Here is an 18,956-nt window from a genome sequence, read left to right as displayed (position 1 = left end):
GAAGCGCAAACACGGTGAAAGGAATGTCGCGGCCTTGACTTAGGCGTCGCTTAAGCGGAATTCACTCTTTGGCGGGAGCGAACGTCACCCGCACGCACAGCCCACCGAGGCTCGTGGACTTGTCCAGCGCCACCGTGGCGCCGTGCAGGTCGGCGATCGACTTCACGATGGCCAGCCCCAGCCCGCTGCCCGGCGCCTGCGGCTCGCCCGAGCGGTAGAAGCGATCGAGCACGCGCGCGCGCTCGGCCTCGGGCAAGCCGGGGCCGCTGTCGTCCACGCGCAGCTCCACCGCGTCGGCGCGCTTCACGAGACCGACGTCGACCCGCCCGCCTTCGGGCGTGTACTTCACGGCGTTGTCGATCAGGTTGCGCAGCAGCATGCGCAGCGCCTCGGGCTGGCCGCTCACGGTCGCGCCCGCGTCGGACTGCGCCACGCCGATGTCGATGCGGCGCGCCTGCGCAGCCGCCACCGCATCGGAGATCGCCAGGCGCGCCACCTCGGCCAGGTCGACCGTCTCGGGCTTGGCGCCCGCAGCCACGCTGGCCTCGTGCCGGGCCAGCGCCAGCATCTGCTCGACCAGGCGCGTGGCGCGGTCGATGCCGGCCGACAGCCGGCTCACGGCCAGCGTGCGCGCCGCATCATCGGGGGCGCGTTGCAGGCCCTGCACCTGCAGCTTGAGCGCCGCCAACGGCGAGCGCAGCTCGTGCGCGGCATCGGCCACGAAGTGCTTCTGCGCATCGAAGGCATGGCGCACGCGGCCGAACAGCAGGTTGAGTTCCTGCACCAGCGGGCGCACTTCTTCGGGCAGGTTCTCTTCGCTCACGGGCGAGAGGTCGTCGGCCTGCCGCGATGCCACCTGCCGGCGCACGCGCGCCACGGGCGCCAGCGACAGGCTCACCACCCACCACACGACCAGCATCAACAGCGGCGCCATCAGCGCCACGGGCACGATGGTGCGCAGCGCGAGCGAGCCGGCCATGTGGCGGCGCGCCGCCATGTCCTGCGCCACCTGGATCACCAGCCCGCGCGTCTGCATCGAGAACACGCGGTAGGTCGTGCCGCGGGCGCGCACGTCGGCAAAGCCCAGCACCGCGAGCTGCGGCAGCGCGGCTTCTTCGGCCGACTCGAAGATGCGCACGCCGTCGACGGTCCACACCTGCACCACGAAATCGAAGTTCTGCTCCGCGCCGCCAAGGCCACCCACGGCGGCGCTCGGCGGCAGGCCCGCGCGCAGCGACAGCGCCATCTGCTGCATGTGGTAATCGAAGATGTCGTCGGCCTCTTTCAGCACCGTGCGGTAGGCCACCAGCGCCTGCGCGCCGGCCGCGAGCACGATGGCGGCGAGCAGGAACACCAGCAGCCGCGCGCGCAGCGATCCTGTCCATCGCATCACGCGGCGCCTCATGCCTTGGGCACCATGTAGCCAACGCCGCGCACGTTGCGGATCAACTCGGCGCCGAGCTTCTTGCGCAGGCCGTGCACATAGACCTCGACCGCGTTGCTGCTGATCTCGTCCTTCCAGCCGTAGAGCTTTTCTTCGAGCTGGGCGCGCGAAAGCACCATGCCCGGGCGGGCCAGCAGCGGCTCGAGCACGGCCCATTCACGCGCCGACAGCACCACGGGCTCGCCGTTCACCGCGACCTCGCGCGTGGCGGGGTTGATGCTCACGCCCATGTGCTCGTAGACCGGCTCGGCGCGCCCCGATGCGCGCCGCAGCAAGGCGCGGATGCGCGCCAGCAGCTCGTCGAGGTCGTAGGGCTTGAGCACGTAGTCGTCGGCGCCGGCATCGAGGCCTTCGATGCGCTGCTGCACCGAGTCGCGCGCGGTGGCGATCAGCACCGGCATGCGCTGCTTGCGTGCACGCAGGGCGCGCAGCACCTCCAGGCCGTCGCGGCGCGGCACGCCCAGGTCGAGCAGCACGAGGTCGTACTGCTGGGTGCGCAATGCAGATTCGGCAGCATCGCCGTCTTTGACCCAATCGACCGCGTACTGCTCGGCCCGCAGCAGGTCGAGCACGGCCTCGCCGATCATCACGTCGTCTTCGAGAAGCAGGAGTCGCATGGTGGTGTCCGTTTCGGGGGTTCGAGGCCGTGCTGGCGTCGAAAGTTCAGCGCGCCTTCGTTCACAGGAGGGAGCGCACCTCGCGCGCCGCCTCGAACAGCAGCGGCAGCATCTCGCGCTGCAGAGTCTCTTCCTGGTAGCGCGTGCCCGACAGCACCACGTTGAGCGCGGCCACCGTGTGGCCCTGCATGTCGCGCAGCGGCACCGCCAGCGCCTGCACGCCGAGTTCGTGCTCTTCGCTGGCGAAGCAGTAGTCGTCCTTGCGCACCTGCGCGATGCGCTGGCGCAGCGCGCGCGCCTGGGTGATGGTGTGCGGCGTGAGCCGCGCCAGGTGCCGGCCCTTGAGCCACTGCGTGAGCTGCGTGGCGGCCATGGCGGCCAGCAGCACGCGCCCGGTCGAGGTGGCGTGGGCCGGCAGGCGCGCCCCCAGGTGCAGGCCGTAGGCCAGCACGCGCGTCGGCGTGCCGTAGCTGCCGCTGCGCGCGACGATGACCACCTCTTCACCGTCGAGCACCACGGCCGAGAACGACTCGCCCGTCTGCGCCGCGAGCCGGTTCAGCGTGGGCTGCAGCGCGCGCGGCAGGCGCGACGAGGCCAGATAGCTGCCCGAGAAGCGCAGCACCTTCGGCGCCATCCAGAAGTAGCTGCCGTCGGTTTCCAGGTAGCCCAGGTGGGCCAGCGTGAGCAGGTGCCGCCGGGCGGCGGCGCGCGTGAGGCCGGCGCGCTCGGCCGCCAGCGTCGCGTTCAGGCGCTGGCGCTCGGTGTCGAAGCTTTCGAGCACCGCCATGCCCTTGGCGATGCCCTCGATGAAGTCGGCGCGGGCGATGGTCATTCGTCGTCGGGAGTTCGTCGTGGATCGGTCGGCTGAAGAAGTGTTGCGCGATGATCGCGCACGCGTTCGCATGATCGCACAGAGCCTCGCCAGCCGCCGCCCCAACCGGCCGGCCGCGCCCTACGCTTGGCAAAACCCTTTCGGAGACACGAACATGCGCACCCAGGTCGCCATCATCGGCGCAGGCCCCGCCGGCCTTCTGCTCGGCCAGCTGCTGCACAAGGCAGGCATCGACAACATCATCGTGGAGCGCCAGAGCGGCGACTACGTGCTGGGCCGCATCCGCGCCGGCGTGCTCGAACAGGTCACGATGGACCTGCTGGCGCGCGCGGGCGTCGACACCCGTGCCAAGGCCGAGGGCCTGCCGCACGACGGCATCGAGCTGCTGTTCAAGGGCGCGCGCCATCGCATCGACATGCATGGCCTCACGGGCGGCAAGCAGGTCACGGTGTACGGCCAGACCGAGGTGACGCGCGACCTGATGGAAGCGCGCACGGCCGAAGGCCTCACGACGATCTACAGCGCAGCCAACGTCAGCCTGCACGACTTCGATTCGGCCAAGCCGCGCGTTCGCTACGAGAAAGACGGCCAGACGCACGAGATCGAGTGCGACTTCATCGCCGGCTGCGACGGCTACCACGGCGTGAGCCGCGCCAGCGTGCCGGCCGACGCGATCCAGACCTACGAGAAGGTCTACCCCTTCGGCTGGCTCGGCGTGCTGGCCGACGTGCCGCCGGTGTCGCACGAACTCATCTACGCGAACACCGAACGTGGCTTTGCGCTGTGCAGCATGCGCAGCGCCACGCGCTCGCGCTACTACGTGCAGGTGCCGACCGAAGAGAAGGTGGAGAACTGGAGCGACGAGGCCTTCTGGAACGAGCTGCGCGCGCGCCTGGACCCCGAAGCGCGCGAACGGCTGGTGACCGGCCCGTCGCTCGAAAAGAGCATTGCGCCGCTGCGCAGCTTCGTCGCCGAGCCGATGCGCTTCGGCTCGCTGTTCCTGGCCGGGGACGCCGCGCACATCGTGCCGCCGACCGGCGCCAAGGGGCTCAACCTCGCGACCGCCGACGTGGGGTACCTGTCGCGCGCACTGGAGATTTTCTACAACGAGAAGTCGGCTTCGGCGCTGGACCGTTATTCCGACATGTGCCTGCGCCGGGTCTGGAAGGCCGAGCGCTTCTCGTGGTGGTTCACCTCGCTGATGCACCGCTTTCCCGAGACGGGCGCCTTCGGCCAGAAGATCCAGGAAGCCGAACTCGACTACCTCGTGCACTCGCGCGCGGCGTCGACCGCGCTGGCGGAAAACTACGTGGGGCTGCCGCTCGAAGACTTCTGAGCGGCGGGCGACAGCATCTCGTCGACGAGCCGCTGGTCTTCGTCGTAGATCCAGCATTCGCGGAGCTTGCCGTCTCTCACGGCGTAGCGCAGCTGGCGCTCCAGCTCGACCGGGCGCCCCTGGTGTTCGAACTGCTCGACGGCGACGATCAGCCCGAAATGCTCGCCGGCCAGCACGTCGCGGATCGCGACGAGCCGGCGGTTCGTGCGCTCCTTCACCTGCTTGAGCACCGCGAGGCAGGCCGCCTTGCCCCGGTGCGTGCCCGCGAGCGGGCTGCAGCCGAAGTAGTGAAAGACGACCTCGTCGTGGTAGCAGTCGACGATGGCCTTGAGGTCGTTCGCGGCCCAGGCCTGCGCGTAGCGCTGCACGACCGCCAGGATCTCGTTCGCGGCCGGTGTTGTCGGCGTGCTCATCGTGCGTTGGCCTTCTCCAGCGTCTTCTTCATGGCAGCGCCGCCCTGCGCCATCATGGGCTCGACGTACGCCGCGAGCCCGTCGGGCAGCACATCGGTGATCCAGACGAAGCGCGACCGGCCTTCGCCGTGCGCGAACACCTGGGCCGACGCGTGGTGGTGCGTGGCCTTGCCGTCGGTCACGGTGTAGGCCAGCCGGCGGTTCTCGTCGTCGAGGGCCACGAGCAGCTCGCGCGCCACGAGGCCGTTGGCGAAGTGGACGATGCGGGCGCCCTGCCCGTCGAGTTCGCAGCCGGTGAGAAAGCCCGGCGCGAGGCGCGTGTGCACGGCGCCGAAGTCGCGCAGCGCGTCCCACACCTGCGCGGCATCGGCCTCGACGATGAATTCCTTGTAGACGGTGGCCATGGGGTCGGTGCCTTTCGTGTCAGGGACAGACGGCCTCGACGTTGTTGCCGTCGGGGTCGATGAGGAAGGCCGCGTAGTAGGTCGGGCTGTAGTCGGCGCGCGGCCCCGCGCCGCCGTTGTCGGTGCCGCCGGCCTTCAAGCCGGCGTTGTGGAAGGCGGCGACGGCCGCATGGTCGGGCGCGCGAAACGCGATGTGCGTGCCGGGGCCCTTGGCATCTTTCGTGGCATAGAGCCACAGCGCCGGTTCGCCGGCCGGGCCGAGGCCGGCGTAGCTGTCGTCGTGGGAGCCCAGCACATGGCCGAGCGGCGCGAGCGCGGCTTCGTAGAAGCGCCGGCTCACGGCGAGGTCTTTGACTTTCAGTCCGATGTGGTCGTACATGGCGATGACTTCCTGCTTGAAGGGTGGATCAAGCGGTCATCGTGAAGCAGCGCGGCCAGGCGGTCTTGGAAAATCTTGCGGTCGCCCTTGGCGGCGAGCCGGAACCCGCGCGGCGACACGCCGGCCGCGCGGTGGAAGGTGCGCACGAAGTTGCTCAGGTCGGCAAAGCCGGCTTCGAGGGCGACGTCGGTCACGGCAAGGTCGCTGTCCGCCAGCAGGCGGGCCGCGCGGCGCAGTCGGGAGCGCACGAGGTACTGGTGCGGCGTGACGCCCAGCACCTGGGAGAACAGGCGCAGGAAATGGAAGGCGCTCAGGCCCGCCTGGGCGGCCGCGTCTTCCAGGCCGATCTCGCCGGAGGCATGGGCCTCGATCCAGGTCGCGGCCTCGACCGCGCGGCGACGGTCGCGCGGCGTGGCCGATGGCGGCGGCGCCGCGGGCTTGCCGCGCCCCTTCACCATGTCGAGGAAGCGGCTGGCGAAGCCCATGCCCAGCTCGTCCAGGCCCACGTCGCTGCCGCCTTCGACCGCGACCTGCGCGAGTTCGCCCAGCACCATGAGCTCGGGCAGCGGCGGCAACGCCGAGGCATGCCAGCTGCGCCGGTCGGCGCCGATCAGGTCGACAAAGCCCGGCGAGAAGTGGAACGACAGGCATTCGTCGCCACAGGCGAAGTGCTCGTGGGTGCAGACGTAGTCGTCGCCCGGTGCACCGACCAGCACCGCGCCGGCCACCAGCTCGTAATCGCGGCCGAGCGCGCGGCAGCCGAAGCTGCCCTTGCGCACGTACGAGACCGAGTGCGTCTCGTGCATCTCGGTGAACGGCGCCGCGCCGACGCCCGCGTCGCAGCGGTAGGTCGAGACGCGGATCGCGTCGGTCTGCAGTTCGGTGGTGACGCGCATGATGACTTTCGTCGCCCTTCGATCACCGGCCGGCGGCGCTCAGTCGATCGTCTGCATGGCCTGCCAGACCCGCGACGGGCTCAGCGGCATGTGCAGGCGGGGCGCGCGGGCGCCGAGGCCGTTGCGCGCGAAGGCGTCGGCCACCGCGTTGACGATGGCCGGCGTGGCGCCGATGGTGCCCAGCTCGCCGACGCCCTTCACGCCCAGCGGGTTGTTCTTGCAGGGCGTGGATTCGTCCATTTCCATCTGGAACATGGTGTCGACGATGTCGGCACGCGGCGCGGCGTAGTCCATGAGGCTGCCGGTGACGGGCTGGCCGGTTTCGCTGTCGTACACCACCTGCTCGTACAGCGCCTGGCCGATGCCCTGCACCGCGCCGCCTTCGAGCTGGCCGCGCACGATCATCGGGTTGACCACGCGGCCCACGTCGTTGACCGAGCTGTAGGCCACGACGCTGATCTCGCCGGTGGGCGGGTCGAGCTCGATCTCGCAGATGTGGCAGCCGTTGGGCCAGCTCGGGCCGGCCACGGTGCTGGTGGAGTCGACGAAGATCTCGCGCCCCGGCTGCTTGGCGGCCAGGGTGAACAGGTCGAGTTCGAGGTCGGTGCCGGCCACGATGAAGGTGCCGCGGCTGTAGACGATGTCGTCGATGGAAGCCTCGAACTCCTGCGCCGCGAGTTCGCGCGCCTTGTCGATGGTGCGCTCGGCCCCGATGCGCACGGCCGAGCCGCCGGTGAACAGCGAGCGCGAGCCGGCGCTGCCGAAGCCGTCGCCGCGGTCGGTGTCGCCGAGCACGACGCGCACCTTCTCGATGGGCACGCCGAAGGCATCGACGGCCAGTTGCGCGAGCGAGGTCGCGATGCCCTGCCCCATGGCGTTGACGGCCGAGAACACCTCGATCACGCCGTCGGCCTGCACCGACACGGTCACGCGCTCTTCGAACACGTTGCCGCCGGTCCACTCGAGGAACGTGGCAATGCCCAGGCCGCGTTGCTTGCCGCGCGCCGCGGACTCGGCCGCGCGGGCCTCGAAGCCCTGCCAGTCGGCCAGCTGCAGCGCCTGGTCCATCACCGACTCGAACTGGCCGGTGTCGTAGGTCTGCGCCATCGGGTTCTTGTAGGGCATCTGCTCGGGGCGGATGAAGTTGCGCCGGCGCAGCGCGATGCGGTCGATGCCGGTCTGGCGCGCGGCCTCGTCCATCAGGCGCTCGATGGTGAAGATGGCCTCGGGCCGGCCCGCGCCGCGGTAGGCGCCGGTGGGCGCGGTGTTGGTGAGCACCGCCTTGAAATGGAAGTCGATGGTCTGGATGTCGTAGACGCTGGTCTGCACCCACGGGCCGATCAGCAGCTGGATCGCGACGCCGGTGCCGGTGGCGTAGGCGCCCACGTTGGCGAGCGTCTTGATGCGCAGGGCCAGGATCTTGCCGTCGGCGTCCAGCGCCATTTCGGCGCGCGCCTCGATGTCGCGGCCGTGCGCGCTCGACAGGAACTCTTCGCTGCGGTCGGCCACCCACTTCACGGGCCGGCCCACCTGCAGCGCGGCGTAGGCGACTGCGATGTCTTCAGGATAGGCGCCGGTCTTCATGCCGAAGCCGCCGCCGACGTCGCCCACGACCACGCGCACTTTTTCTTTCGCCAGGCCAATGGCCGCGCAGACGGAATCGCGCACGCCGGAAGGCATCTGGGTGCTCATGCGGATCGTGAGGCGGTCGGTCTTGCTGTCGTGCGTGGCAAGCACGGCGCGCGGCTCGATGGTGAGCGCGACCACGCGCTGGTTGTTCACGTCCAGGGCGATCACGTGGGCGGCGCGCTCGAACGCGGCGGTGGCGGCTTCGCTGCTGCCGTGACGCATCTCGGCGGCGATGTTGCCCGTGGCCTCCTCGCACAGGAGCGGCGCGCCTTCGGCGGTCGCGCCCGGCAGGTCGACCACCATCGGCAGCTCTTCGTAGTCGACCATGACGGCCTCGGCCGCATCGCGCGCCTGCTGCACGGTGTCGGCAATGACGGCTGCCACCGGCTCGCCGACGAAGCGCGCGCGCTCGTGCGCCAGGGCGCGACGCGGCGGGCTGGCGCTGTCGCTGCCGTCCGCGCGCTTGAAGCCGGCGGCGCCGGGCATCGGCTTGACGCCGGCCTCGGCCAGGTCGGCCCCGGTGATCACGCGCAGCACGCCGGGCATGCCGACGGCCGCGGACGTGTCGATGGACACGATGCGCGCATGCGGATAGGGGGAGCGAAGGAAGACGAGGTGCGCCTGCTCGGAGAGCGTGACGTCGTCGGTGTAACGGCCGGCGCCTGCGAGCAGGCTTTCGTCCTCGAGGCGGCGCACCGCCTGGCCGCTGCCGAAGCGCGTGGGATTGGATTCAGTGGTCAACGTGGTCCTCTTGTGCTGATCCCCGGCGCCCTGCACATGCCTGCCGGATCCGCTGTGGTACTGCGAAAGCAAGCTGTGCACTATAGGTTTTTCGACGGGTCTTGTGGGGTTGTCTCGCGTGCCATCGGCGGTGGCACCAGGGCCGCAGCCTTGTGGACTGTTCCCGTGTGAGCGGGATTTTCCCTCAACTGGCTTGCGTTTTCGAGAAGCCGTGTATACCTGCATCCATGCGACAACTGCCTTGGCTCGAACCCGGAGATGCACTGCCCGACCCCTCTTCGGCGTGGGACGAACGGGACCCGGTGCCCGGCCTGCTGGCGGCCGGCGGCTCGCTCGATGTTGATACTCTGATGCAAGCCTACAGCCGCTGCGTCTTCCCCTGGTTCAGCGACGACCAGCCCATCCTGTGGTGGAGCCCCGACCCGCGCATGGTGCTGCGGGTGAACGACTTCCGGCTGCATCGCTCGCTGCGCAAGACGCTGGGCCGTTTTGCCGCGACGCCCGGCTGCGAGCTGCGCATCGATCACGATTTTGGAACGGTGATCCAGGCGTGTTCGCAGTCGGCGCGGGCCGGCCAGTCGGGCACCTGGATCGTGCCGGACATGGTGAAGGCCTATACGCAATTGCACCGCGCCGGGCACGCCCACAGCGTTGAAACCTGGATAGACGGCGAGTTGGCGGGCGGGCTCTACTGCGTGGCGCTGGGCCGCGCGGTGTTCGGCGAGTCGATGTTCACGCGCCGCCCCGACGCCTCGAAGATCGCGCTGGCTGGCCTGGTCGCGCTGTGCCGCCGCGCCGGCATCGCGATGATCGACTGCCAGCAGAACACCGCGCACCTCGCCAGCCTCGGCGCCCGCGAAATGCCGCGCGCGCGCTTCGTCGCACACGTGGCCCAGGCCCGAAAACAGGAGGGCCCGCAGTGGCAATTCGACCCCGTATACTGGTCTGAACTCCTTTCCGAGCGACCTTTTCTTTCGACGTGACGTGACGTGACGCACCTCAAGGATCTTCCGCTTCACACGCTGCAGTTCTACGCGACGGCGCCCTATCCCTGCAGCTACCTGCCGGATCGCCAGGCCCGCTCGCAGGTGGCCACGCCCAGCCACCTGATCCACAACGACGCCTACTCCGACCTGGTGCTCAGCGGCTTCCGGCGCAGCGGCATGTTCACCTACCGGCCGTATTGCGACGGCTGCCGCGCCTGCATCCCGCTGCGCGTGCTGGCGCACAGCTTCAAGCCGAACCGCAGCCAGCGCCGCACCGCCAAGCAGCACGCCGACCTGCAGGCGCGCGTGCTCAAGCTGTGCTTCGTGCCCGAGCACTACCAGCTCTACCTGCGCTACCAGACCGGCCGCCACTCGGGCGGCGGCATGGACCACGACAGCATCGACCAGTACACCCAGTTCCTGCTGCAAAGCCGCGTCAACTCGCGGCTGGTCGAGTTTCGCGAAACCCTGCCCGACGGCAGCCCGGGCGCGCTGAAGATGGTGTCGATCCTCGACGTGCTCAGCGACGGCATCTCGGCCGTCTACACCTTCTACGAACCCGAAGACGGCGCCGGCTACGGCACCTACAGCGTGCTGTGGCAGATCGAGCAGGCCCACAAGCTGGGGCTGCCGCACGTCTACCTGGGCTACTGGATCGAGCGCAGCCCCAAGATGCACTACAAGGCCCGCTTTTCCCCGCACGAAGTGTTGGTGGACGGCCACTGGCAGGCACCGAGCGATTTCACAAGGTAAAATGGCGCACGGTCATCACCGCATTGCGCCATGAGAAAAAACCTATCCGACGTTCCCGCCACTCCCGTCATCCAGGTCATCGAGCGCATGTTCTCGCTGATCGACGTCCTGGCCTCGCGCGAAGAAGCGATCTCGCTGAAGGAAATCAGCGAAAAGACGGGGCTGCACCCGTCGACCACGCACCGCATCCTCAATGACCTCGCGGTCGGCCGCTTCGTCGACCGGCCCGAAGCCGGCAGCTACCGCCTCGGCATGCGCCTGCTGGAGCTGGGCAACCTGGTCAAGGGCCGCCTGAACGTGCGCGACGCGGCCCTGGGGCCGATGCGCGAACTGCACAAGCTCACGCAGCAGCCGGTCAACCTCAGCATGCGCCAGGGCGACGAGATCGTGTACATCGAGCGCGCCTACAGCGAACGCTCGGGCATGCAGGTGGTGCGCGCCATCGGCGGCCGTGCCGCCCTGCACCTGACTTCGACTGGCAAGCTGTTCCTGGCCGCCGACGATCCGCAGCGCGTGCGCAGCTACGCCACGCGCACCGGCCTGGCCGGCCACACCCGCAACAGCATCACCCAGCTGCCCGCGCTCGAGCGCGAGCTGTCGAAGGCGCGCCAGTACGGCATCGCGCGCGACAACGAAGAACTGGAACTGGGCGTGCGGTGCATGGCCGCCGGCATCTACGACGACCAGGGCAAGCTGGTGGCGGGCCTGTCGATCTCGGCCCCGGCCGATCGCCTCGACGAAGGCTGGCTGCCCAAGCTGCAGGCGACCGCCAATGAAATCTCGGGCGCGCTGGGCTTCAAGGACGGAATGGCCGCGACGCCTGCGTCGGGCACGAACGTGACAACGGGCGCCTGAGCGCCCGATTGCTTTCGACTCTTCTTCTTTCCAGCGAGCCGGCCGGTAAGCCCTCCACGAGGGCAGCAGGCAGGCCGCTAACGGCCTCCCCGCTCAATCGATCTCAGCCGGCAACCTGGAAGCCGCGCGGACCCGACACGGCGTGCGTGGCCTCGACCCAGCGGCGAACCCGCTCGGCGTCGGCGATGCGGCTGAACTTGCCGGCCGAATCCAGGAACACCATGATTAGCTTGCGCCCGGCCACCTTGGCCTGCATCACGAGGCACTGGCCGGCTTCGGAGATGTAGCCGGTCTTCTGCAGGCCGATGTCCCATTCCGGGCTCTTCACAAGGCGGTTGGTGGTGTTGAACTGCAGCACGCGGTTGCCGACTTCGACCTGGTATTCCGGCGACGTGGACAGCGAACGCACGGTGGCGTCCGAATAGGCGGCATTGACCAGCAGCGCCAGGTCTTGCGCGCTCGACTGGTTGCGGCTGGACAGGCCCGTGGGCTCCACGTAGCGCGTGTCCTTCATGCCGAGCATGCGGGCCTTGGCATTCATGATGCTCACGAAGGTCGTGAGACCGCCCGGGTAGGTGCGGCCCAGCGCGTGCGCCGCGCGGTTTTCACTCGACATCAGCGCCAGGTGCAGCAGCTCGCCGCGCGACAGCGTGGTGCCGACGGTCAGGCGCGAACGGCTGCCCTTTTCGGTGTCGACGTCGTCCTGCGTGATGGTGATGAGCTCGTCGTTCGGCAGGTGGGCTTCGCTGATCAGCAGGCCGGTCATGAGCTTGGTGAGCGAAGCGATCGGCAGCACGGCGTGGTCGTTCTTGCTGAACAGCACCTCGTGGGTGTCCTGATCGATCACCAGGGCGACGCTCGACTTCAGGTCGAGTGCGTCGTCGGTGCTGTGCAGGCCGGCCATCTGGCCGAAGGACTGGCGGGCTGGCGTCTCGACGCGCACCACCGAACGGCGCTGCACGGCAACGACGGTCTTGCCGTTCTTCTTGTGGATGGTGGCCACAACATTGCGACCGCCGCGCACGACCTTGTCGGCCTGCTCGGCGCGACCGCCGCGTGCCACCTTGGAAGCGGACGCATTGCGCTGCTTGGTTTCGGCGGGGGCCTTCGCCTTCTTGGCGACGGCGGACTTGGCGGCAGCGGGTTTTTCCTTCTTCGCGGCCTGGGCGCCAGGCAGCAAAAACGCCGAGGCGCACAGCGCCACGGCGAGGAACTTGAAGGCGGGTAGGAACCGCTGGATGGAAACTCGACGTAGACGGGTTTCAGGCATCAATAAATCTCCAGCGGCAACAAACGAGGACCGCAGTGTATCGAAATCAAAAAAGACACGCAATATCAGTTACTTGCATCCTCTTCTTCATTCGAATACCAAGGAACGCCTGAAAACCTAACCTTGTGCCGCCACTCTCTCAGCTTGGCTCTGTAACTTGTTGAGCGCACTCAAATAAGCCTTTGCCGAAGCGACCACGATGTCGGGGTCTGCACCCACACCGTTGACCACCCGCCCTGCGTTTTGTAACCGGACTGTAACTTCTCCCTGGCTTTCCGTCGAGCCGCTGATGGCGTTTACAGAGTAAAGAACCATCTCGGCGCCGCTCTTGACGTGGGCCTCGATGGCCTTGAGGGACGCATCGACCGGCCCGTTGCCGTCGGATTCGCTGGTGACTTCCTTGCCCTGGACCGTGAACACGATCTTGGCTTGAGGCCGTTCGCCGGTTTCGCTGTGCTGGGAGAGAGAGACGAAAGCAAACTGTTCACCAACGTGCGAAAGCTCTTCCGCGCTGACCAGCGCCAGGATGTCTTCGTCGAAAATTTCGGACTTGCGGTCGGCCAGCTCCTTGAAGCGCGCGAACGCGGCGTTGACCTCGGTTTCACTTTCCATCGTCACGCCCAGGTCCTGCAGGCGCTGCTTGAAGGCGTTGCGGCCGCTGAGCTTGCCCAGCACGATCTTGTTGGCGGTCCAGCCCACGTCTTCGGCGCGCATGATCTCGTAGGTGTCGCGCGCCTTGAGCACGCCGTCCTGGTGGATGCCCGAGGCGTGCGCGAACGCGTTGGCGCCCACCACCGCCTTGTTGGGCTGCACCACGAAGCCGGTGGTCTGGCTGACCATGCGGCTGGCGGCCACGATGTGCTGGGTGTCGATGTTCAGGTCGAGCCCGAAGTAGTCCCTGCGCGTCTTCACGGCCATGACCACTTCTTCGAGCGAACAGTTGCCCGCGCGCTCGCCCAGGCCGTTGATCGTGCACTCGACCTGGCGCGCGCCGCCGATCTTCACGCCGGCCAGCGAGTTCGCCACGGCCATGCCCAGGTCGTTGTGGCAATGCACCGACCAGATCGCCTTGTCGCTGTTGGGAATGCGCTCGCGCAGCATCTTGATGAAGTTGCCGTACAGCTCAGGAATGGCGTAGCCGACGGTGTCGGGCACGTTGATGGTGGTGGCGCCCTCGTTGATCACGGTCTCGAGCACGCGGCACAGGAAGTCGGGGTCGCTGCGGTAGCCATCTTCGGGGCTGAACTCGACGTCGGCGATCTGGTTGCGCGCGAAGCGCACGGCCAGCTTGGCCTGCTCATGCACCTCGTCGGGCGACATGCGCAGCTTCTTCTCCATGTGCAGCGGCGAGGTCGCGATGAAGGTGTGGATGCGCCCGCGTGCCGCGCCCTTCAGGGCTTCGGCCGCGCGCGCGATGTCGCGGTCGTTGGCACGCGACAGGCCGCACACCGTCGAGTCCTTGATCGCGTTGGCGATGGCCTTCACGGCCTCGAAGTCGCCGTTCGAACTGGCCGGAAAGCCGGCTTCGATGACGTCGACCCTGAGCCGCTCCAGCAGCTTGGCGATGCGCAATTTCTCGTCGCGCGTCATCGAGGCGCCGGGCGACTGCTCGCCGTCGCGCAAGGTGGTGTCGAAAATAATGAGTTGGTCGGTCATCGTGGATCTCCTTGGTTCGTTCCCACCTTGCGCGTCAGGCTGGTGCCGGTGCGTCAGGCGACTTCAGCCACCGATTGTGCGCTGCGCGCGCCCCGGCCCCTGGCCCGCTGCACCCCCGACACGATCGCCTTCAGCGAGGCCGAGATCACGTTCGCATCGATGCCGACGCCGAACAGCGTCTGCGACTCGTCCACGCGCAGCTCGAGGTAGGCCACCGACTTGGCGTCGGCGCCTGCGCCGATGGCGTGCTGGTGATAGTCCATGACGCGCACCGTGTGGCCGGTGGCCTGGCTCAGTGCCTGCGTGAAGGCGTCGATCGGGCCGTTGCCACGTCCTTCGATGGCGCGCGTTTCACCGTCCCACGGCAGGTCGCCGCGCAGTACCACCGTGGCCTCGGCGCCCTCGCCTTCTTCCTGGATCACGCGGTGTTGCAAGGCCTTGGCGGTCTCGATGCCGTATTCGTTCACGAAGATCTGCCAGAGGTCGGCGGCAGTGAGCTCTTTGCCGCCCACGTCCATCACGCGCTGCACGACCTGCATGAACTCCATCTGCAGGCGCCGCGGCATCTCGAGGCCGTACTCGCTCTCGAGCAGGTAGGCCATGCCGCCCTTGCCCGACTGGCTGTTCACGCGGATCACGGCTTCGTAGCTGCGGCCTACGTCCTTCGGGTCGATGGGGAGGTACGGAATGTCCCAGATGTCGCCGTCCTTGCGCGCGGCGAAGGCCTTCTTGATCGCGTCCTGGTGCGAGCCCGAGAACGAGGTGTAGACGAGGTCGCCGACGTACGGATGGCGCGGGTGTACGGGAATCTGGTTGCAGTGCTCGACCGTGGCGCGGATCTCGTCGATGTTCGAGAAGTCGAGTTCCGGCGAAACGCCCTGCGTGTAGAGGTTAAGCGCGACGTTCACGAGGTCGAGGTTGCCGGTGCGCTCGCCGTTGCCGAAAAGGCAACCTTCGATGCGCTCGGCACCGGCCATCAAGGCCAGTTCGCCGGCCGCCGTGCCGGTGCCGCGGTCGTTGTGCGGGTGCACGCACAGCACGATCGAGTCACGGCGCGCGAGGTTGCGGTGCATCCACTCGATCATGTCCGCGAAGATGTTCGGCGTGGAATGCTCCACCGTGGTGGGCAGGTTGACGATGCACCTGCGCTCGGGCGTCGGCGCCCAGACTTCGGTGACCGCATCGACCACACGCTTGGAGAACACCACGTCGGTGCCCGAGAACATCTCGGGCGAGTACTGGAAGGTCCACTTCGTGTTCGGCTGCTTTGCGGCGAAGTCGTTGAACATGCGGGCATGGCTGCTCGCGAGTTCGACGATCTGGTCTTCGTCCATGCCGAGCACCACGCGGCGCATCACGGGGGCCACCGCGTTGTAGAGGTGGACGATGGCGCGCGGTGCACCTTGCAAGGCTTCGAAGGTGCGTTCGATGAGGTGGTCACGCGCTTGCGTGAGCACCTGGATCGTCACGTCGTCGGGAATGCGGTCTTCTTCGATGAGCTTGCGCACGAAGTCGAATTCGACCTGCGACGCCGAGGGAAAGCCGACTTCGATTTCCTTGAAGCCGATGGCCACGAGGGTTTCGAACATGCGCATCTTGCGCGCGATGTCCATGGGTTCGACCAAGGCCTGGTTGCCATCGCGCAGGTCCGTCGACAGCCAGATCGGGGCCTTCGTCAGCACGGCATCGGGCCAGGTGCGGTCCTTGAGACCGATCGGGGCGAATGCGCGGTATTTGGCTTGAGGTTGCTTGAGCATGTCGATTTCTCTGTGATGGTTGGAACTCAACCAGCAACCCCAAAAGACAAACGGCCCGTTGCTGGTGCGAACGGGCCGTGATGAGGGATTAGCGCGTGCGCTACCGTCTCCGCCCGTGAGGGAGGGCTAGTAGGGCCAGCAGCGAAATCTTGGTCATGAGGGTTGCGAATGTAGCACAGCCTTCGCGGGCCTGTGAAGGCCCGGGGCTTCTTCAGTTGTGCAGCCCCCGCTCGTCGGGCTCTTCGGTCGAGGTGCTGATCACGCTCACCGGCTGGCCCTTGGCCTTGCGCCATGCGTACACCACGTAGCCGCTCAGGCCATAGGCCACGAAGAGGCTGAACAGCACCGTCGGCGGATGGATATTGATGACTGCGATGCCCAGTGCGATCAGCACGATCACGACGAAGGGCACGCTCTTCTTCATCTGGATGTCCTTGAAGCTGTAGAACGGCGCATTGGTCACCATAGTGAGACCCGCGTAGAGCGTGAAGGCGAAAGTGACCCAGGTGATCTGCGTCCACGAGAGGTACAGCACCTCGCCACCACGCTTGCCCCATTCGTTGACGAGCCAGATGAAGCCCGCCACCAATGCCGCGGCCGCCGGGGACGGCAGGCCCTGGAACCAGCGCTTGTCGACCACGCCCGTATTGACGTTGAAGCGCGCGAGCCGCAGCGCGGCGCAGGCGCAGTACACGAAGGCGGCGATCCAGCCCCAGCGTCCGAGGCCCTTGAGCGACCACTCGTAGGCGATGAGCGCGGGCGCGGCGCCAAAGGACACCATGTCGGACAGCGAGTCCATCTGCTCGCCGAACGCGCTTTGCGTGTTAGTCATGCGGGCCACGCGCCCGTCGAGGCTGTCGAGCACCATCGCGGCGAACACGCCGAGCGCGGCCAGGTCGAAGCGCGCGTTCATGGCCATCACGACCGAGTAGAAGCCGCCGAACAACGCCGCCAGCGTGAACAGGTTCGGCAGGATGTAGATGCCCTTGCGACGCTTGCGCGGCTGCGCGTCGTCGGGGACAGTGTCGTCATGCATTGAAATAGCCTCCGTCCCTCGTGGGAACTGCCCGATCAGCTATCCATTCGATAGCATCTTGGTCTGTGAATCGCATGCTTCGCAGTGTAGTTCAGGGGACCCGTGCACTCCCCTTCAAACAAAAGGGCCACCGCGACGGGTGGCCCTCCGAAACAGGGTGCCGAAGCACCCTGTTGGCTCTTGCCTCTGAAGATCAGTTGCGGGTCTGGTCGACCAGCTTGTTCTTCTTGATCCAGGGCATCATCGCGCGCAGCTTTTCGCCGACGACTTCGATCTGATGCTCAGCGTTCAGGCGACGGCGGCTGATCAGCACCGGCTGGCCGGCAGCGGCTTCGAGCACGAAGCTCTTGGCGTACTCGCCGGTCTGGATGTCCTGCAGGACCTTCTTCATGGCCTTCTTGGTCTCGTCGGTCACGATGCGCGGGCCCGTGACGTACTCGCCGTATTCGGCGTTGTTCGAGATCGAGTAGTTCATGTTGGCGATGCCGCCTTCGTAGATCAGGTCGACGATCAGCTTCAGCTCGTGCAGGCATTCGAAGTACGCCATTTCGGGCGCGTAGCCGGCTTCCACCAGCGTTTCGAAACCAGCCTTGATCAGCTCGACCGTGCCGCCGCACAGAACCGCTTGTTCGCCGAACAGGTCGGTTTCGGTTTCTTCGCGGAAGTTGGTCTCGATGATGCCGGCCTTGCCGCCGCCGTTGGCGGTGGCGTAGCTCAGCGCGAGGTCACGCGCCTTGCCGCTCTTGTCCTGGTGCACCGCGATCAGGTGCGGCACGCCGCCACCTTGCGTGTACGTGCCGCGCACGGTGTGACCCGGAGCCTTGGGAGCGACCATCCACACGTCGAGGTCGGCGCGCGGCTGCACGAAACCGTAGTGCACGTTGAAGCCGTGCGCGAAGACGAGCGAAGCGCCTTCCTTGATGTTCGGGGCCACGTCGTTCTTGTAGACGGCGGCGATCTGCTCGTCGGGCAGCAGGATCATGACGACGTCGGCCGACTTCACGGCGTCAGCGACTTCAGCGACCTGCAGGCCGGCCTTGCCGACCTTGTCCCACGAAGCGCCGCCCTTGCGCAGGCCGACCACGACCTTGACGCCGCTGTCGTTCAGGTTCTGCGCGTGTGCGTGACCTTGCGAGCCGTAGCCGATGATGGCAACCGTCTTGCCCTTGATGAGGCTCAGGTCCGCGTCCTTGTCGTAATAAACCTTCATGATGTTCTCCAGATAGATAAGCGAGTTGCAGTGTGTTGTTGTGCCGTTCGTCCTGAGCCTGTCGAAGGGCTCAATGCAGTCCCCGCTCGCGCGGAGGCTTCGACAAGCTCAGCCCGAACGGGCAGCGACTGAGCTCCGAATCATGGTGTCAGACCCGCAGGATGCGTTCGCCGCGCCCGATGCCGCTGGCGCCGGTGCGCACCGTCTCGAGGATGGCGCCGCGGTCGATCGCTTCCAGGAAAGCGTCGTTCTTGCCGTGGTCGCCAGTCAGCTCGATGGTGTAGCTCTTGTCGGTCACGTCGATGATGCGGCCACGGAAGATTTCCGCCATGCGCATCATTTCCTCGCGTTCCTTGCCCACCGCACGCACCTTCACCATCATGAGCTCGCGCTCGGTGTAGGCGCCTTCGGTCAAGTCGACCACCTTCACGACCTCGATGAGACGGTTCAGGTGCTTGGTGATCTGCTCGATCACGTCGTCCGAGCCGTTGGTGACGATGGTCATGCGCGAGAGGCTTGCGTCCTCGGTCGGCGCCACGGTCAGCGATTCGATGTTGTAGCCACGGGCCGAGAACAGGCCCACCACGCGGGAAAGAGCACCCGGCTCGTTTTCCAGCAGCACTGCAATGATGTGTTTCATGTTGGCGTGACTCCTCTTTTCGCCGCCCTCCCCCGTGCACGGTAATGCGCGGGCTTGGCGGGCAATAGATTCGTCAGTAAAGGTTGAACGAACGAATGTTCC

At 67.1% G+C, this 18,956-nt stretch carries 18 protein-coding genes; 4 read left to right on the top strand and 14 right to left on the bottom strand.

Annotated elements, in window-relative coordinates; all coding sequences use genetic code 11:
- Positions 1 to 61 precede the first annotated feature (61 nt).
- From AC3WQR_RS06835 to AC3WQR_RS06825, 3 genes are all read right to left on the bottom strand, one after another.
- Positions 62 to 1,390: an ATP-binding protein gene (locus tag AC3WQR_RS06835; protein ID WP_492741526.1), complete on the bottom strand. Its 1,329-nt coding sequence runs from the start codon at positions 1,388 to 1,390 to the stop codon at positions 62 to 64.
- 11 nt (positions 1,391 to 1,401) lie between these two features.
- Positions 1,402 to 2,061 carry a response regulator gene (locus AC3WQR_RS06830; RefSeq protein WP_062478105.1) on the bottom strand — a complete coding sequence of 220 codons (660 nt, stop codon included), beginning with the start codon at positions 2,059 to 2,061 and terminating at the stop codon, positions 1,402 to 1,404.
- Between the two features lie 61 nt (positions 2,062 to 2,122).
- Positions 2,123 to 2,893: an IclR family transcriptional regulator domain-containing protein gene (locus tag AC3WQR_RS06825; RefSeq protein WP_070060906.1), complete on the bottom strand. Its 771-nt coding sequence runs from the start codon at positions 2,891 to 2,893 to the stop codon at positions 2,123 to 2,125.
- 154 nt (positions 2,894 to 3,047) lie between these two features.
- Between AC3WQR_RS06825 and pobA the strand changes: the two genes are divergently transcribed.
- Positions 3,048 to 4,229, top strand: a complete 1,182-nt coding sequence (pobA, locus tag AC3WQR_RS06820; RefSeq protein ID WP_492741525.1) for a 4-hydroxybenzoate 3-monooxygenase — start codon at positions 3,048 to 3,050, stop codon at positions 4,227 to 4,229.
- Here the strand turns inward: pobA and AC3WQR_RS06815 are convergent.
- The 5 genes from AC3WQR_RS06815 to AC3WQR_RS06795 are packed head-to-tail and all read right to left on the bottom strand — an operon-like array spanning position 4,199 to position 8,691.
- Complete coding sequence (locus AC3WQR_RS06815; RefSeq protein ID WP_492727171.1) at positions 4,199 to 4,642, bottom strand: nuclear transport factor 2 family protein; 444 nt, start codon at positions 4,640 to 4,642, stop codon at positions 4,199 to 4,201. The two genes, pobA and AC3WQR_RS06815, sit on opposite strands and share 31 nt — an antisense overlap.
- On the bottom strand, positions 4,639 to 5,046 hold the full coding sequence (locus AC3WQR_RS06810; RefSeq protein WP_492727172.1) for an SRPBCC family protein: 408 nt from the start codon (positions 5,044 to 5,046) through the stop codon (positions 4,639 to 4,641). The genes AC3WQR_RS06815 and AC3WQR_RS06810 overlap by 4 nt, the downstream gene beginning before the upstream one ends.
- A gap of 19 nt (positions 5,047 to 5,065) precedes the next feature.
- On the bottom strand, positions 5,066 to 5,425 hold the full coding sequence (locus AC3WQR_RS06805; RefSeq protein ID WP_492741523.1) for a VOC family protein: 360 nt from the start codon (positions 5,423 to 5,425) through the stop codon (positions 5,066 to 5,068).
- The gene (locus AC3WQR_RS06800) at positions 5,404 to 6,321 is read right to left on the bottom strand and encodes a helix-turn-helix transcriptional regulator (protein ID WP_492741522.1); all 918 of its coding nucleotides are present in this window, start codon (positions 6,319 to 6,321) and stop codon (positions 5,404 to 5,406) included. Before AC3WQR_RS06800 ends, AC3WQR_RS06805 begins: the two co-directional genes overlap by 22 nt.
- A gap of 39 nt (positions 6,322 to 6,360) precedes the next feature.
- The gene (locus tag AC3WQR_RS06795) at positions 6,361 to 8,691 is read right to left on the bottom strand and encodes a xanthine dehydrogenase family protein molybdopterin-binding subunit (protein ID WP_492741521.1); all 2,331 of its coding nucleotides are present in this window, start codon (positions 8,689 to 8,691) and stop codon (positions 6,361 to 6,363) included.
- 227 nt (positions 8,692 to 8,918) lie between these two features.
- Here AC3WQR_RS06795 and aat point away from each other — a divergent pair, with 227 nt between their 5' ends.
- Genes aat through AC3WQR_RS06780 form a run of 3 tightly spaced genes read left to right on the top strand, consistent with a single transcriptional unit; the run spans position 8,919 to position 11,285 of the window.
- Positions 8,919 to 9,674 (top strand): leucyl/phenylalanyl-tRNA--protein transferase, encoded by a 756-nt coding sequence (gene aat, locus AC3WQR_RS06790; RefSeq protein WP_492741520.1) that lies wholly within the window; start codon positions 8,919 to 8,921, stop codon positions 9,672 to 9,674.
- A gap of 6 nt (positions 9,675 to 9,680) precedes the next feature.
- Positions 9,681 to 10,430 carry an arginyltransferase gene (locus AC3WQR_RS06785; RefSeq protein ID WP_492741519.1) on the top strand — a complete coding sequence of 250 codons (750 nt, stop codon included), beginning with the start codon at positions 9,681 to 9,683 and terminating at the stop codon, positions 10,428 to 10,430.
- Between the two features lie 30 nt (positions 10,431 to 10,460).
- A complete protein-coding gene (locus tag AC3WQR_RS06780; RefSeq protein WP_159271612.1) occupies positions 10,461 to 11,285 on the top strand; it encodes an IclR family transcriptional regulator in 825 nt (274 codons plus the stop codon).
- A gap of 103 nt (positions 11,286 to 11,388) precedes the next feature.
- On the opposite strand, the gene AC3WQR_RS06775 is transcribed toward AC3WQR_RS06780, so the two are convergent.
- The 6 genes from AC3WQR_RS06775 to ilvN all read right to left on the bottom strand — a co-directional run bounded on the left by AC3WQR_RS06775 (position 11,389) and on the right by ilvN (position 18,854).
- A complete protein-coding gene (locus AC3WQR_RS06775; RefSeq protein WP_062478078.1) occupies positions 11,389 to 12,555 on the bottom strand; it encodes a serine hydrolase in 1,167 nt (388 codons plus the stop codon).
- Between the two features lie 117 nt (positions 12,556 to 12,672).
- Positions 12,673 to 14,211 carry a 2-isopropylmalate synthase gene (locus AC3WQR_RS06770; RefSeq protein WP_070060915.1) on the bottom strand — a complete coding sequence of 513 codons (1,539 nt, stop codon included), beginning with the start codon at positions 14,209 to 14,211 and terminating at the stop codon, positions 12,673 to 12,675.
- A gap of 53 nt (positions 14,212 to 14,264) precedes the next feature.
- Positions 14,265 to 15,968 carry a 2-isopropylmalate synthase gene (gene leuA, locus AC3WQR_RS06765; protein WP_492741518.1) on the bottom strand — a complete coding sequence of 568 codons (1,704 nt, stop codon included), beginning with the start codon at positions 15,966 to 15,968 and terminating at the stop codon, positions 14,265 to 14,267.
- A 211-nt stretch (positions 15,969 to 16,179) separates the two neighbouring features.
- A complete protein-coding gene (gene pssA, locus AC3WQR_RS06760) occupies positions 16,180 to 17,004 on the bottom strand; it encodes a CDP-diacylglycerol--serine O-phosphatidyltransferase (RefSeq protein ID WP_062478071.1) in 825 nt (274 codons plus the stop codon).
- A 193-nt stretch (positions 17,005 to 17,197) separates the two neighbouring features.
- Entirely contained in the window at positions 17,198 to 18,214 is a 1,017-nt protein-coding gene (gene ilvC / locus AC3WQR_RS06755; protein ID WP_062478069.1) for a ketol-acid reductoisomerase, read from the bottom strand.
- A 148-nt stretch (positions 18,215 to 18,362) separates the two neighbouring features.
- Positions 18,363 to 18,854, bottom strand: coding sequence for an acetolactate synthase small subunit (gene ilvN, locus AC3WQR_RS06750; RefSeq protein WP_062478068.1), 492 nt, complete (start codon positions 18,852 to 18,854; stop codon positions 18,363 to 18,365).
- Between the last annotated feature and the right edge of the window lie 102 nt (positions 18,855 to 18,956).

The sequence above is a fragment of the Variovorax sp. FW305-3-2-15-B-LB1 genome (assembly GCF_058787635.1).
Note: the sequence above shows the minus strand (reverse complement) of the source record. Positions and strands in the feature narration are given on the sequence as shown.